Origin of the sequence: Ruegeria profundi (genome assembly GCF_020171505.1) — a bacterium.
Lineage (GTDB): Bacteria > Pseudomonadota > Alphaproteobacteria > Rhodobacterales > Rhodobacteraceae > Ruegeria > Ruegeria profundi.
The window spans coordinates 757230-770760 of record NZ_JAIUZS010000001.1 but is presented as its reverse complement, the minus strand read 5'-3'; the positions used below and the strand labels follow the sequence as shown (position 1 = coordinate 770760).

Genomic DNA, 13531 nt, shown 5'->3' with positions numbered 1-13531 from the left:
TTACAAACGAGGTATGATCCGAACTGCCGCGATATGTATGGTCTGCCTGTGCCTGATGTTGGTGCCGGCAGCATATGCAGAATCCCCGATTGCCGAGGTGATTTGCGAGCCAACTTCTCGTATGCACGAAAAACTGACCCGCCAATTTCGCGCAAAACGTACAGCAACCGGCGTCCGCAGCCCTGAGCAAGTGATGGAGGTTTGGACGAGCAAATCAGGGGATTGGACGATGGTTATGACCTATGCCACCGGAACCTCATGTATCGTCGCGATGGGTCACGACTGGCATGCTCATGCCGATGAAGACCCGGCACGAGGGTAAGGCGCTTTGACCTTTTGGGAAGCGGTCAACGGCCGTCAATTGGCCGTTGGCCTGTTTTGACCGCCCGCTCTATGCGGGGCTGTTTTACAACGGCTTCAAATCAGCTGCCATTTGGCGACCGTCACGTCCGTCTTGTAACTCGTACGAGACTTTCTGATTGTCAGCCAGCCCAGTCAGCCCAGACCGTTCAACGGCCGAGATGTGAACAAATACGTCCTTGCCGCCTTCATCAGGCGCAATAAAGCCGTAGCCTTTAGTGGTATTAAACCATTTCACGGTGCCAGTTGGCATTTCCCGTGTCTCCTTCTACTTGCACGTTGTCCCACAAAATTGGTGGGGGCAGTGATTGACGTCGCCGCAAATCATCGCCGTGCCGCACATGCGATACAGCCCGAAATGCGTATTTCGTCTTTTTCAACATTGCACGGTAAAGTAAAAAATCAAGAATTACCGACGTGCGCGTAGAAAAATGCTGAAAATTCAATCAAAAAAAGGAAGACCCAAGATATGCGCCTTTTTGGCCTGAAAACCTGTGATACCTGCCGTAAAGCATTGAAAACACTTCCGGAAGCCAAGTTCTTCGATGTTCGCAGCGACGGTGTGCCCGAGGATGTGCTGCAACAGGCGCTGGATCGTTTCGGCGAGGCTTTGCTCAACACGCGCTCAACAACGTGGCGCGGATTGGACGATGCTCAGCGCGCGCGGCCGCCGCTGGAGCTGCTGGCAGATCATCCAACCCTGATGAAGCGCCCCTTGATCGAGCGTGATGGTGAGCTTTTTCTGGGATGGTCGCCGCAGACACGGGCGGGTCTTGGCGTCGAGTAAACGGGTAACTATGTGAATTGTCGCAAGTAAGAGGGTAATGAATGCGCAACGCAGCTATGATTTTGGGCGTTATCGCCGGTCTGATCGGTATGATCGTTGGCTTTTTCGGCTATGGATACGTCGAACTGATCGACCGGTACGGAGAGATCGAGGGTTTTGCCGAGCAGGTCGACAACGCGCAGGTCATACAGATCGCTTCGATCATCGCGCCGTTGCTGGCAATTGCCGGTGGTGCGATGGCCCATGCACGGGCGCTGGTTGGAGGCGTGTTGTTACTGATTTCAGCAGGCGGGATGTACTACGCGTTTGGCTTCAACGTGTTTACCATGTTCCCGGTTGCGTTCGCGGCCGTGGCGGGCCTCCTTGGGCTAGCCGCGGGTAAACCGGACCAGCCCAAGGCGCATTTTTAGATCACTTGATCTTCAGGATACGGTCCAGCGAAAGCGGACCGGCACCGTTGATAACGATCACCAGAAACAGGAACGACCAGATTGTACGATCGTCCAGCAAGGTTGTCGCATTGCTAAAGTAGCTACCCAGCGCAGCACCGTGGCCGGTGACGTCCACAATAGTCTGCACCCAGACAAATGCGATCATACCAAGTGCCGCAAAGCGCGACAGCAGACCGACAACGATCATTGCTGGCAGCAGGAATTCAGCCCAGGTGCCTGCCAGAGCGATCGCCCAGTGAATAATGCCCAGTTGCGAGCTGTCATAGCTGACCGCTTCCATCGCCTTGGGGAAGATCTGTACATAGGCGCCGTCGGATGGGAACAGGAAGCCAAAGAAACCGTTGCCCAGTTTCGTCATTGCGGAGTTCCAGTAATACACCAGCATTGTTGCCGCAAAGACCACCCGGGCCAACGTTGGTGTCAACCAGTCAGAGGTCAACTCCAGTCGTCCCAGAGTGTTGTTGTGTAATGAGATCAGGGCAGTCATTTTGCCAGCCTTTCGATAATCACAGAAGTTATTGCGCCGCCTTGCAAAAGAAGCGCCAGAGTGGCCCCAAGGTCAAACTCGGGGGATTGTGCCGCTGTTTCTTCAAACGTGACACCAATGGTTTTTCCGGCCTGAAGGCCCGCAATCCACTGCGCACCACCGGCTGGCAGTAACTGTGGAAGCGGGTCATAGTCGGGCCGTGTAATCAGAACGTCCTGGGCACTAGGTTCGGGTTTTGGTGCGCCTTCTTCGGAGTTGAAACGCCAGATGGAATAAATCGGCCATTCAGAGCGCAGAACCTGCATCGACGGGGCAAATTCCAAGCGCGCGTTCATGATATCCTCGGGTGGAATCGCCAGCGCATCCGCCGGGGCGGCCTGACTATCCGCAGCGTGGTATGCGTGACGCAAGGCCAGCTCTAGCCGTGCGACATCGGGTAGGTAGCCAAGATGTGAAAGCTGCCCCATTCCGGCCAGAAAGTCCGGGAAGGCCTCGCCATAGAACATCATCAGGGGTGATGAGGGCGGATGCTGGCGCAGGAAGATTCCGGACAGGCCATCCATGTTTTGCGCGCCAAGCAGTTTTGCAATGACAGGAAAGGCCTGATGCATCGCTTCTGTGAGCGAAGCCGCCACGTTGTTCCGATACACGTTGAACCGGCGCCCAGCGGGGTGTGCGGCAGCGTCCAGAAGCCCCTCTGGGATGGCTGCAGACGGGTCCAGCAGCGCAGCGCGAAAAGCTGTCTGTGAGACGCTCATGCCGGAACTCGATCCAGTGCCGCCTGCGCGCGGTCCGCTTCGGCCCGCAATACGGGCCAGTCAGGGACATCGGTGTCCCATTCAACCAGCAATGGTTTGGGGCCTGACTTTTCAAGAACGTAGTCTAGCAGCGCCCAGACCGGGTCGACAACCTCACGCCCGTGACTGTCGATCAACAGGGGGTGGCCGTGGTCATCCTGATCTTCATCATGGCCGCCAAGGTGAATTTCGCCAACTTTATCTAGGGGATAGGCGTCGATATAGCCCTGCGGCGAGAACTCCAGATTGGTGGCCGACACGAACACATTGTTCACGTCCAGCAACAATCCACATCCGGTACGCTGTGAGACCTCGCGCAGGAAATCAGGTTCGGACCAGGTGCTTTCCTCGAACGCGAGATAGCTGGAGGGGTTTTCAAGCAGCATTTGCCTGCCCACAACCTCTTGTACCTGATCAATATGTTCACAGACGCGGGCCAGCGTTGCGTCCGTATAAGGAAGGGGCAAAAGGTCGTTCAGGAAATGGCTGTCATGCGTTGACCAGGCCAAGTGTTCAGAAAAGCTGGCAGGGTCCAGCCAGCCGACCAAATGCTTCAGACGCGCCAGATGCTCGGCGTCCAGCGGACCTTCCCCCCCGATTGACAGGCCGACGCCATGAACCGAAATCGGAAACTTTTCGGAGAGATGCCGTAGCTGGGCAAGAGGCCGCCCACCATCGCCCATATAGTTCTCGGCATGAATCTCTAGCCACGCGACGGGCTGCGCCTGTTCAAGTATCTGCGCAAAATGCTGCGGTTTGTATCCAACGCCCGGCGCCGCGGGCAGACGGTTTGACCTAAGTGCATCATCCAACATTGCCAGATCCTCGATTACGAAGAACAAAGGGCGGGCATTGTGGCCCGCCCCCGAATTTTCAGAACAAGATCTTATGCCGGCAGGTCGCGGTCTTGTGCTTCCAGCGAACCTTTGCGCGGAGTACCATCGGCTTGTGCCGGCAGTTCGATATCTGCGCAGGTGCCTGCATCAACAAGGGTCCACGCGTTGCCCTGATAGTCGACAGTCGAGCTGCCTGCGCAGGTGGTGCCGGGACCCGCGGCACAGTCGTTCTCACCAGCCAGCGAAATGCCGTAGCACTTTTCTTTGGCCTGAGCGGTTGCGGTGGTTGCGGTGCCTGCAACTGCTGCTGCTACGGCGCTTGCGATAACCAGGGTTTTTGCTGTGTTCGACATCTCGGTGTTCCTTTTGGTGACTGCGTATGTCTGTTTTAACGATAACAAAGGTAATGGCTTGTCGGGCAGAGTTGAATTCACGAGCCCGTGTCTCACAAGCCCGTCAGGATAAGTCATGCCCTATTGCAAGTTAACAGACTGTTTTGAAATTGAAAAATGACAAATATTTCAACCCGGCCCCAAAATCAGGGCCGGATTTCCGGCAATTTGCTGCCAATGTTACATCAGATCAGGCGGGGTGGCGGCCTTGGAAAGTTCGTTTGTTACAGCCTCAAGCGATTGAACCTGCGTTTGTTTTTCACCCAAACGGCGGACTGTCACAGTACGTTCCTCGACTTCGCGGTGACCCACGGCCAGGATAACCGGTACCTTGCCGACCGAGTGTTCGCGGACCTTGTAGTTGATCTTTTCATTGCGGATATCCGCCTCGGCCCGCACACCGGCTGACTTGAGGGCCTCGACCACTTCCATGACGTAGTCGTCGGCCTCGGACGTTATCGAAGCGACAACCACCTGGCGCGGCGCAAGCCAGAAGGGCAACTTGCCCGCGTGTTCTTCGATCAGGATGCCGATGAAGCGCTCGAACGAGCCCAGACAGGCGCGATGCAGCATGTAGGGGCGGTTCTTGCTGCCGTCGGCGGCAATATACGTGGCACCCAGCCTTTCGGGCAGGTTCGGATCAACCTGGAACGTGCCGCACTGCCATACCCGGCCAATCGCGTCGGTCAGGTAGAAGTCCAGCTTTGGCCCATAGAAGGCGCCATCGCCGGGTTCGAGCGTGAAGTCGCGGCCCGTCGCCTTGATCGCGCCTTCGAGCGCGCCCTCGACATGATCCCAACTTTCGTCGCTACCTACACGTTTTTCCGGACGCGTGGCGAACTTGATCTCGAACTGCTCAAAGCCAAGGTCTTTGTATATCTCGGCCAGGAAGTTGATGAACTTTGCGCATTCGGCCTCGATCTGGTCTTCGGTGCAGAAAATGTGTGCATCATCCTGTGTGAATCCGCGCACCCGCATGATGCCATGCAGGGCCCCGGAGGGTTCATAGCGGGAACACGAGCCGAATTCGGCCAGCCGCAGGGGCAGGTCCCGGTAAGATTTCAGGCCCTGGTTGAAAACCTGGACATGGCAGGGGCAATTCATCGGCTTCAGGGCGTTGATCGCCTTTTCCTTGGCGTGTTCCTCTTCGACCTCGACGATGAACATGTGTTCCTGGTATTTGTCCCAATGGCCCGAGGCCTCCCACAGTTTGCGGTCAACGACCTGTGGCGTATTGATCTCGCGATAACCGCCGGCACGTTGCTTGCGGCGCATGTAGTCCTGCAACTGCGTGTAGATGGTCCAGCCGTTGGGGTGCCAGAAGATCTGTCCCGGTGCCTCTTCCTGCATATGGAACAGGTCCATTTCCTTGCCCAGCTTACGGTGGTCGCGCTTGGCGGCCTCTTCCAGCATATGCAGGTGGGCTTTCAGCTTTTCTTTGCCGGTGAATGCCACGCCGTAGATGCGTTGCAGCATTGCGCGGTTGCTGTCCCCGCGCCAATAGGCGCCGGCGATGGACATCAGCTTGAACGAGTCACCGGGCAATTGGCCGGTATGCTGCAAATGCGGGCCGCGGCACAGGTCCTGCCAATGTCCGTGCCAGTACATACGCAACGGCTCATCGCCCGGAATGGCTTCGATCAACTCGACCTTGTAGGGCTCGTTATTGGCCTTGTAGAACTCGATTGCGCGGTGACGGTCCCAAACCTCGGTGGTGACGGGGTCGCGCTTGTTGATGATCTCTTTCATCTTTTTCTCGATGAGGCCAAGATCTTCGGGCGTAAAAGGTTCTTCGCGGTCAAAGTCGTAGTACCAGCCGTTTTCGATTACGGGGCCGATAGTGACCTTGGTCGCGGGCCAGATTTCCTGTACCGCGCGGGCCATGACATGCGCCAGATCGTGGCGGATCAGTTCATTGGCCTGAACCTCATCCTTCATGGTGTGGATGGCGATGTCGGCATCCGCCTCAATCGGCCATTGCAGATCCCAGTGCTGACCATTCACCGTGGCCGAGATCGCCTTTTTTGCCAGCGAGGTTGAGATATCGGCAGCCACCTGCGCCGGCGTAACGCCTGCGTCGTAGGATCGTGCATTGCCATCGGGAAAGGTGAGTGAGACGGATTTTGCATCCAGGGCCATATCGGCTCTCCTCGTCGGTTTGGCGCCCACTGAACGCCCGGTTGCGGGTTATGTGTGTTTGGCCCATGTGGCAGGTGGTGGCGTGTGTGTCAAGGGCGGTGGCGAGGGGCCGGCCCCTCGCGCTCCCCGGGATATTTGGGGCCAGATGAAGTGGGATCCGGGAATTGCGCTTGGGCGCGTTGCGTGCATGATGCTGCAAAAGAAAAGAGGGTTTCATGGCAGCAGCGGAAATTTTGGAAACATCGCAGGGACGGCGATTGGCCTATCACAAGAGTGAGGGGGCCGGGCCGACCATTGTTTTTCTGGGCGGTTTGAAATCGGATATGGAGGGCACCAAGGCGGTGCATCTTGACGCCTGGGCGCAGGCGCGCGGGCAGGCGTTCCTGCGGTTTGATTATTCTGGCCACGGCGAAAGCTCTGAAGCGTTTACCGATGGCTGTATCGGGGATTGGCACGAGGATACGGTTGCTGCTGTCACTGCACTAACTGACGGGCCTTTGATCGTTGTGGGATCATCCATGGGAGGGTGGCAGGCGCTGTTGTTGGCCAAAGCGATGCCCGAGCGGTTTGCAGGCATGGTCACTATCGCTGCTGCACCGGACTTTACCGAGGATGGGTATTGGGCATCCTTCAGTGATGAGCAAAAGGCCGCGCTGGACAGCGTTGGTCACGTCGAATTGCCTTCGGACTACATGGAGCCGTACATCATCACCAAACGAATGATCACCGATGGGCGGCAGCGCCTTGTGTTGCGTGACCCATTGAACTTGCCTTTTCCGGTGCGTTTTTTGCAAGGAACGGCGGATACGGCGGTGTCAACGGAAACGGCCGTGCGGTTGCTGAACCACGCGACTGGACCGGATATGCGCTTGCTTATGGTCAAGGATGCGGATCACCGGTTTTCTGATGGTCCCTGTCTGAGCCTGATCGAACAGGCCGTGCTTGAAGTCATGGGGAAAGGTTGATGCAACGTTTCGGTTGGCTTCTAGGGCGCGCGCTGCTTGCGCTGACTGTGATTTGCGGGCTGGTCTATTGGCTTGGCCCGCGAGAAGAAGTGAATATGAATCCACGCTTTGATCCGCGCAAGTTCGGCGAAGGTGTCCAAGTTTATTTCGAAAGTACCGAGTCTGCCTATGACGACATCGTTCCGGGCGTTGAAAAGCGCGTGATCTGGCAAGACGGCTTTGAAGAGCAGCGAACGCCGGTATCGGTGCTCTACGTTCACGGATTCTCTGCCTCGTCCGAGGAAATCCGCCCGGTGCCCGATTTGGTGGCTGACGCGCTGGGGGCTAACCTTGTTTATACCCGCTTGCAAGGCCACGGGCGACAGGAGGGCGATGCTTTGGCCGAAGGAACGGCATCGGGCTGGATGGATGACATGGCCGAGGGTTTGGCCGCCGCGCGGGCGGTTGGCGATAAGGTTGTTGTCATTTCGACCTCGACCGGTGGCACCTTAGCCGTAGCTGCCGCGTTGGACGAGGGTCTGAGTAAGGACGTAGCCGGGATTGTCTTTGTCTCGCCCAACTTCGGTGTGAACGCTCGGGGTGCTTGGATACCTGGTTTGCCCTGGGCACGCGGTTGGCTGCCGATGGTGATGGGGGAAACCCGCGATGTCTCGGGCCAAGACCCTGAAAAGAACACGTACTGGACATCGGTCTACCCGTGGGAGGCGGTGGTTCCGATGACTGCGTTGGTCGAAACCGTCTATGGGCTGGACGTGTCGGAGGCCAAGTTACCGGCGTTGTTTTGGTTCTCGGATGACGATCAGGTGGTGCGGCCAGATCTGACCCACAAAGTGGCCGAGGTATGGGGTGGCCCTGCGACGGTAGAGCTGGTGACCATGGGGCCGGGGGATGATCCTGCATCGCATGTGATTGCGGGGCGGCTGATGTCTCCCGGGCAGACTGACGCCGCTGTGACGGGTATTATGGAGTGGCTGAACGGAATAGGTATAGAGTAGGGATGCGTAAACTGGGCAGCATGTGGAGCCTTGAAGCGCTTGGCCGTGTGCGCCTGTCCCGGCATTTCTTTATGCGGGATTTTCTGTATTCAGAGATCGGGAATTTCCACGAAAAACAGAACCTTCCCGACAATCCTGATCTTGCCATCGAAACCGGGCGAGGGTTGTGCCAGACCTTGCTTGACCCGTTGGAGGAAACCTTCGGGCGGATCGCGGTCCGGTCCGGGTATCGCTCACCCTCTTTGAACCGGTTCGGGAATGAAAACCGGTTGAACTGCGCCCGCAACGATAACCCGCTAGAGTGTCACATCTGGGACAGGGGAGAGGGCGACGCGCGCATTGCCGGGGCCTCGATTGTTATTCCGTGGTTTGCCGACCAATACGATGCCGGGCGCGATTGGCGTGATCTGGCGTGGTGGATGCATGACCATCTGGACTATTCCGAGATCTGGTTCTTTCCCAAGCTCTGCGCCTTTAATCTGGTTTGGCGGCCCAAGCCACATCGTCGCATCGACAGCTATATCGCACCGCGCGGCTGTCTGCTGCGTCCCGGAGAAGAGCCAAGTGAAAACCAAAAGGCACGCCGCGAAAGATATTCGGATTTCCCACCTTTTCGGGGGATTTCCTATCCCTGAAGTTTAACTTGCCCGGTGGTGCAAAACCTCTCATCCTGTTGGGAAAGACTATTGGAATATCTGAAGTGTTACGAGGCCCCGCGTGATTGAGCCGCTGGTTTTACTGCCTGAAATGATGTGCGATGCACGTCTTTTTGCACCTCAGATCACCTGCTTGTCACGATCCCGCGCCGTAACAGTTGCACCGATTTCAATAGGCGAACGCGTCGAAGAAATTGCATCGGCCCTGCTGGACCAATTGCCACATCGGTTTGCGCTGGGTGGTTTGGGCATGGGCGGTGTGGTTGCGCTAGAGCTTATTCGACGCGCACCGGATCGGGTGTCTCGGCTGTGTCTGATGGCGACCGATGCACAGGCCGATACCCCGCAGGCAGCGGCGGCGCGCGAAGAACTGGTGGTCGGGGCCAAAATGGACCGGCTCGAAGAGGTGATGCGCAAGATCATCGGGTCTGAAGCGTTGGCGCCGGGACCTCGGCGCATTCCAATTCTGAATGAGGTTGTTTCGATGGCGCAGGAGGTCGGACCTGAGGTTTTTGAACGTCAAATCCGAGCCATGCAAAGACGACCGGATCAGCAGGGTGAATTAAGACATATCAAGGTGCCAACACTGGTGCTTTGCGGCGCATATGACACGATAACACCGCAGCGAAAGCACGCTTTCATGGCTGAACTCATTCCAGATGCGGAGCTTAAGGTTGTGGATGAGGCTGGGCACCTTCCAACTCTCGAAGCAGCACAAGTTGTAAATCAGGCGCTGACGGAATGGCTCAGTACCCCGGTACGGGCGGCCTATGTATAGAACTTTGCCCGCTCAGCCTTGCTGAGAATGATTGGTACGGCGACCGGCTCACCGCTGTCACAATCAAAGAACGGCGTGTTTTTCCAACTGCCGGACACCCAGGATTTGGCGAGGCGCCTGAGCATCCCAACCACCGCATAGCGTAGGTTTTCGTGTTTCTGCTTACCGTCTGGCTGGGGCACAAATCCCCGAGTCGTTATTGGGCCAAGCCCGCCGGGGTCGACGAACCGATTTGCGATAAATCCGGCAAACGGAACTTTGACCGTGCGCGCCGTGGTTGCAAGCGGCGCATTGCAACACTTTGCATACCAGCGCAGCATTCCCTTGGGACTGAGTTGCATCAACGCAAGATACTCAGCCCCCTTGTCGATCCGGATTTCTTCCGGGCTCATTTGCAGGATATCGACAGGGCCGGGGGCCGGGCCAGGTTGCCCAAAATACAACTGGGCCGCGCGACAATCACGACAGAAGCAGCCGACATGAGTGCCAGATTGCACGCCGGCAGCCGTGATACGCCCTTGCAACGCGCCGCAAATGCAGGAGAAGGCCATCCCCTCGCCCGCTGTTGAACTCATCTTTAAGCGACTTTGTTCTTGTTGGCGGCCCGCCGGCGCGGTTTGCGCGTATTGGCGTTCATGAAATCAATCACCAGCGGCCGGATATTGTCGCGCCAGCTGCGGCCAGCAAAAATACCATAGTGACCAGCACCGGGTTCGACATGACTGGCCTTTTTCGTATCCGGCAGACCGGTGCACAGATCAAGGGCCGCGATACACTGGCCGGGGGCCGAGATATCATCATTCGCGCCCTCGACGGTCTTTACCGCGACATCGGTGATCTTGCCGATATCCACCTTGTGACCAGCGACGACAAATTCGTTCCGGGCAATCTCGCGGTTTTTGAACACACGCTCGACCGTCGAAAGATAGAATTCGGCGGTCATATCCATGACGGCGAGGTATTCGTCGTAAAACCGGTTGTGCGCATCGTGATCCGAGGCCTCACCCCGCATAACCCGCTGAATCTGGTCAGAAAACGCTTTGGAATGGCGCTCTGCATTCATTGACATGAAGGACGCCAATTGAAGAAGACCCGGATAGACCATCCGGCCAACGCCCTTGTATTTGAAACCGACGCGCTGGATCATCGTCTCTTCCAGTTGCCCCATCGTGACACGACGCCCGAAATCGGTGACATCGGTGGGCGTGGCGTCCGGGTCGACGGGTCCGCCAATCAAGGTCAGGGTGCTGGGTTGTGCCTTTGGTTCGACCTCAGCCAGATAGGCTGTCGCGGCCAATGTGAGAGGCGCAGGTTGGCAAACGGCCACAACATGCGTGTCAGGGCCAAGTTCTTTCATGAAATCGACAAGATAGAGTGTATAGTCCTCTACATCGAACTTACCTTCGGACACGGGAATGTCGCGCGCGTTATGCCAGTCAGTGATATAGACCTCGCAGTTAACCAGCAGACTTTTCACGGTCGACCGAAGCAAAGTGGCATAGTGGCCGGACATAGGCGCAACCAAAAGCACCTTGCGCGGCTGCTCTTCACGGCCGTTCACACGGAAATGCACAAGGTCACCAAACGGACGTTCAACAACCGTGGTGACGTCGACAAGGTGGTCCTTCCCATCCTCGCAGGTAAAGGTGCGAATGCCCCAGTCCGGTTTGACGACCATGCGCTGGAACGTACGCTCGGTCACTTCGCCCCAGGCGGCCATCATGCTAAAAACAGGATTGGGCGCCATAGAGAAAGCGGGGTAGGATGCCATGGCGCTGGCGGTTGCACCCATCCATTGGTTGGTGTTGCGCACCGTCTCCATCAGGTCGTATGTCATCATATAGCGCATGGAAAAGGGGCCTCCTGAATGTCAGCCTTAAAGTTCGGACCATTCACCGCTTTGCCCCCCGACACCCACGGCGTTATTCTGCACAGCAGCAAGGTTAGGGGGGAATTGTTAAAATGACAATAAGTGAAGACCAAATGCCAGAAGCTACTGAACAAAACATTGAACGACTTAAAGAAAATATGGAAAAGGTCGAACAGCTTTCCAAGCGGCTGATCGAAGTCATGGCGGTAAAACAGCCGCATACCCCGGCCTTGGACGCCCCGAATCAAGAGCTTTTTGCAAAAGCAGCAACGGCATATTGGTCCGAGGCATGGCATAATCCCGCCAAATTGCTTGAACAGCAGATTGAGTACTGGGGCAAGTCGGTTTTGAACTTTGCCGAGGCGCAGCAGGCGATCACAACCGGCGAGGTCGAAGAGACCCCCCTGGACGACAAACGATTTTCCAACCCAATGTGGGAGACAAACCCTTACTTCCGCCTGATCCGCCAGCAATACCAGACCAATTCGGCAGCTATCGCGCAGGCGGTGGCATCGGTTGAGGATCTCGATGCCAAGGACAAACGGCGTCTGCAGTATTTCTCGCAGCAGATTATCGACATGATGGCGCCGACGAATTTTCTGGCGACCAACCCGGATGCGCTGGAAAAGGCTGTCGAGACAGAGGGGCAGTCGCTCATTCAGGGGCTGGAAAACCTTGTTGCGGACCTTGAGGCCAATGATGGCGAATTGGTGGTTAAGCTTGCCGATGAGAACGCTTTCGAGGTCGGTGGAAATCTGGCGACCACACCGGGCGACGTGGTCTATCGCAACAGGATGATGGAACTGATCCAGTACAAGCCTGCGACCGAGACCGTGTATGAAACGCCGGTCGTGCTGTTCCCACCCTGGATCAACAAGTTCTACATACTCGACCTCAAGGCACAGAACAGCATGATCAAATGGATCACCGAACAGGGCTATACCCTGTTCGTAATCAGTTGGGTCAACCCGGATGAAAGCTATGCAGATACGGGGATGGAGGATTACGTCCAGGACGGGTTCCTGACTGCGGTCGATGTTGCCAAGAAGATTTGCAAGGTCAAACAGGTTAACGCGATCGGGTACTGTATCGCGGGCACGACGCTGAGTCTGACTCTGTCGTTGTTGAAACAACGCGGCGACAAGTCGATCAAATCGGCGACCCTTTTTACCGCGCTCACGGACTTTTCCGATCAGGGTGAGTTCACGCCCTTCCTGCAGAATGATTTCATCGACGGGGTCGAGGAAGAAGTTACCAAGAAAGGCGTATTGCGATCCTGGATTATGGGGCGCACCATGTCGTTTCTGCGGTCGCGCGACCTGGTCTACGGACCAGCCATCCGCAGCTATATGATGGGAGAGGTTCCGCCGGCCTTTGATCTGCTGTTCTGGAACGGGGACGGGGCCAACCTTCCGGCCAAGATGACAGTTCAGTATCTGCGTGGCCTTTGCCAGCGCAACGAATTCGCAGAAGACGGGTTCGAGCTTTTGGGTCATAAGCTGCATGTTCGTGACGTCGATGTGCCGCTTATGGCAATCACGTGCGAGACTGACCATATCGCGGCGTGGAAGGACTGTTACCGCGGGGTGCAGATGATGGGGTCGCGGTCAAAGACGTTTGTTGTCTCGGAATCCGGTCACATCGCAGGGATTGTGAACCCTCCCAGTAAAAAGAAATACGGCCACTATACGAACCCGGATCTGACGGCAGAGGCAGATACGTGGCTGAAAGAGGCGGACTTCCACGAAGGCTCTTGGTGGCCGATGTGGGAGGCCTGGCTCAAGAAGCGTTCAGGCAAGCAGGTTCCTGCCCGCGATACTGGTGATTCGAAACACCCACGGTTGGCACCGGCACCCGGAACGTATGTAGTGGCCGACCCAAACGCCTGATTTCATTCTGAAACAAAAAATTTCTGCGGTGCAGCAAAAAATACTTGAAATGCTGCGCCGCAGCATTCATATTGTCCTCAAGCTGATGAAAACCGGGGTGGGCCCGGTTCGGCAATAAGGATTAGGAC

General features: G+C 56.6%; 16 protein-coding genes. 8 read left to right on the top strand and 8 right to left on the bottom strand.

Features of this window, described 5'->3' with window-relative positions:
* Nucleotides 1–13 precede the first annotated feature (13 nt).
* On the top strand, nucleotides 14–322 hold the full coding sequence (locus tag LCM21_RS03710; RefSeq protein WP_224889376.1) for a hypothetical protein: 309 nt from the start codon (nucleotides 14–16) through the stop codon (nucleotides 320–322).
* A gap of 84 nt (nucleotides 323–406) precedes the next feature.
* Here the strand turns inward: LCM21_RS03710 and LCM21_RS03705 are convergent, their stop codons facing one another.
* On the bottom strand, nucleotides 407–613 hold the full coding sequence (locus LCM21_RS03705; protein WP_008758035.1) for a cold-shock protein: 207 nt from the start codon (nucleotides 611–613) through the stop codon (nucleotides 407–409).
* 216 nt (nucleotides 614–829) lie between these two features.
* On the opposite strand from LCM21_RS03705, the gene LCM21_RS03700 reads away from it, so the two are divergent.
* Together LCM21_RS03700 and LCM21_RS03695 are read left to right on the top strand one after the other, a co-directional pair.
* Entirely contained in the window at nucleotides 830–1147 is a 318-nt protein-coding gene (locus tag LCM21_RS03700; protein ID WP_224889375.1) for an ArsC/Spx/MgsR family protein, read from the top strand.
* A 41-nt stretch (nucleotides 1148–1188) separates the two neighbouring features.
* Complete coding sequence (locus LCM21_RS03695) at nucleotides 1189–1557, top strand: hypothetical protein (protein ID WP_224889374.1); 369 nt, start codon at nucleotides 1189–1191, stop codon at nucleotides 1555–1557.
* A gap of 1 nt (nucleotide 1558) precedes the next feature.
* Here the strand turns inward: LCM21_RS03695 and LCM21_RS03690 are convergent, their stop codons facing one another.
* The 5 genes from LCM21_RS03690 to thrS all read right to left on the bottom strand — a co-directional run bounded on the left by LCM21_RS03690 (nucleotide 1559) and on the right by thrS (nucleotide 6250).
* On the bottom strand, nucleotides 1559–2086 hold the full coding sequence (locus LCM21_RS03690; protein ID WP_224889373.1) for a DoxX family protein: 528 nt from the start codon (nucleotides 2084–2086) through the stop codon (nucleotides 1559–1561).
* Nucleotides 2083–2844 carry an HvfC/BufC N-terminal domain-containing protein gene (locus tag LCM21_RS03685; protein WP_224889372.1) on the bottom strand — a complete coding sequence of 254 codons (762 nt, stop codon included), beginning with the start codon at nucleotides 2842–2844 and terminating at the stop codon, nucleotides 2083–2085. The genes LCM21_RS03690 and LCM21_RS03685 overlap by 4 nt, the downstream gene beginning before the upstream one ends.
* Nucleotides 2841–3698 (bottom strand): MNIO family bufferin maturase, encoded by an 858-nt coding sequence (bufB, locus tag LCM21_RS03680; protein ID WP_224889371.1) that lies wholly within the window; start codon nucleotides 3696–3698, stop codon nucleotides 2841–2843. The genes LCM21_RS03685 and bufB overlap by 4 nt, the downstream gene beginning before the upstream one ends.
* Nucleotides 3699–3769: 71 nt before the next feature.
* Nucleotides 3770–4072, bottom strand: a complete 303-nt coding sequence (locus LCM21_RS03675) for a BufA1 family periplasmic bufferin-type metallophore (RefSeq protein WP_068332193.1) — start codon at nucleotides 4070–4072, stop codon at nucleotides 3770–3772.
* Between the two features lie 219 nt (nucleotides 4073–4291).
* Nucleotides 4292–6250 carry a threonine--tRNA ligase gene (gene thrS / locus LCM21_RS03670; protein ID WP_224889370.1) on the bottom strand — a complete coding sequence of 653 codons (1959 nt, stop codon included), beginning with the start codon at nucleotides 6248–6250 and terminating at the stop codon, nucleotides 4292–4294.
* A 215-nt stretch (nucleotides 6251–6465) separates the two neighbouring features.
* On the opposite strand from thrS, the gene LCM21_RS03665 reads away from it, so the two are divergent.
* The 4 genes from LCM21_RS03665 (at nucleotide 6466) to LCM21_RS03650 (ending at nucleotide 9644) form a co-directional block, all read left to right on the top strand.
* Entirely contained in the window at nucleotides 6466–7215 is a 750-nt protein-coding gene (locus LCM21_RS03665) for an alpha/beta fold hydrolase (RefSeq protein WP_224889369.1), read from the top strand.
* Nucleotides 7215–8210 carry an alpha/beta hydrolase gene (locus tag LCM21_RS03660; RefSeq protein ID WP_224889368.1) on the top strand — a complete coding sequence of 332 codons (996 nt, stop codon included), beginning with the start codon at nucleotides 7215–7217 and terminating at the stop codon, nucleotides 8208–8210. The genes LCM21_RS03665 and LCM21_RS03660 overlap by 1 nt, the downstream gene beginning before the upstream one ends.
* Nucleotides 8211–8230: 20 nt before the next feature.
* Entirely contained in the window at nucleotides 8231–8845 is a 615-nt protein-coding gene (locus LCM21_RS03655; RefSeq protein ID WP_224889714.1) for a hypothetical protein, read from the top strand.
* An 82-nt stretch (nucleotides 8846–8927) separates the two neighbouring features.
* On the top strand, nucleotides 8928–9644 hold the full coding sequence (locus tag LCM21_RS03650) for an alpha/beta fold hydrolase (RefSeq protein ID WP_224889367.1): 717 nt from the start codon (nucleotides 8928–8930) through the stop codon (nucleotides 9642–9644).
* Here the strand turns inward: LCM21_RS03650 and LCM21_RS03645 are convergent.
* Both LCM21_RS03645 and phaZ read right to left on the bottom strand, forming a co-directional pair.
* Nucleotides 9635–10219 (bottom strand): DUF6151 family protein, encoded by a 585-nt coding sequence (locus LCM21_RS03645; protein WP_224889366.1) that lies wholly within the window; start codon nucleotides 10217–10219, stop codon nucleotides 9635–9637. The genes LCM21_RS03650 and LCM21_RS03645 overlap by 10 nt on opposite strands.
* Nucleotides 10220–10221: 2 nt before the next feature.
* Nucleotides 10222–11493 (bottom strand): polyhydroxyalkanoate depolymerase, encoded by a 1272-nt coding sequence (phaZ, locus tag LCM21_RS03640; protein ID WP_224889365.1) that lies wholly within the window; start codon nucleotides 11491–11493, stop codon nucleotides 10222–10224.
* Nucleotides 11494–11606: 113 nt separating this feature from the next.
* On the opposite strand from phaZ, the gene LCM21_RS03635 reads away from it, so the two are divergent.
* A complete protein-coding gene (locus tag LCM21_RS03635) occupies nucleotides 11607–13403 on the top strand; it encodes a PHA/PHB synthase family protein (protein WP_224889364.1) in 1797 nt (598 codons plus the stop codon).
* Nucleotides 13404–13531: the final 128 nt, after the last annotated feature.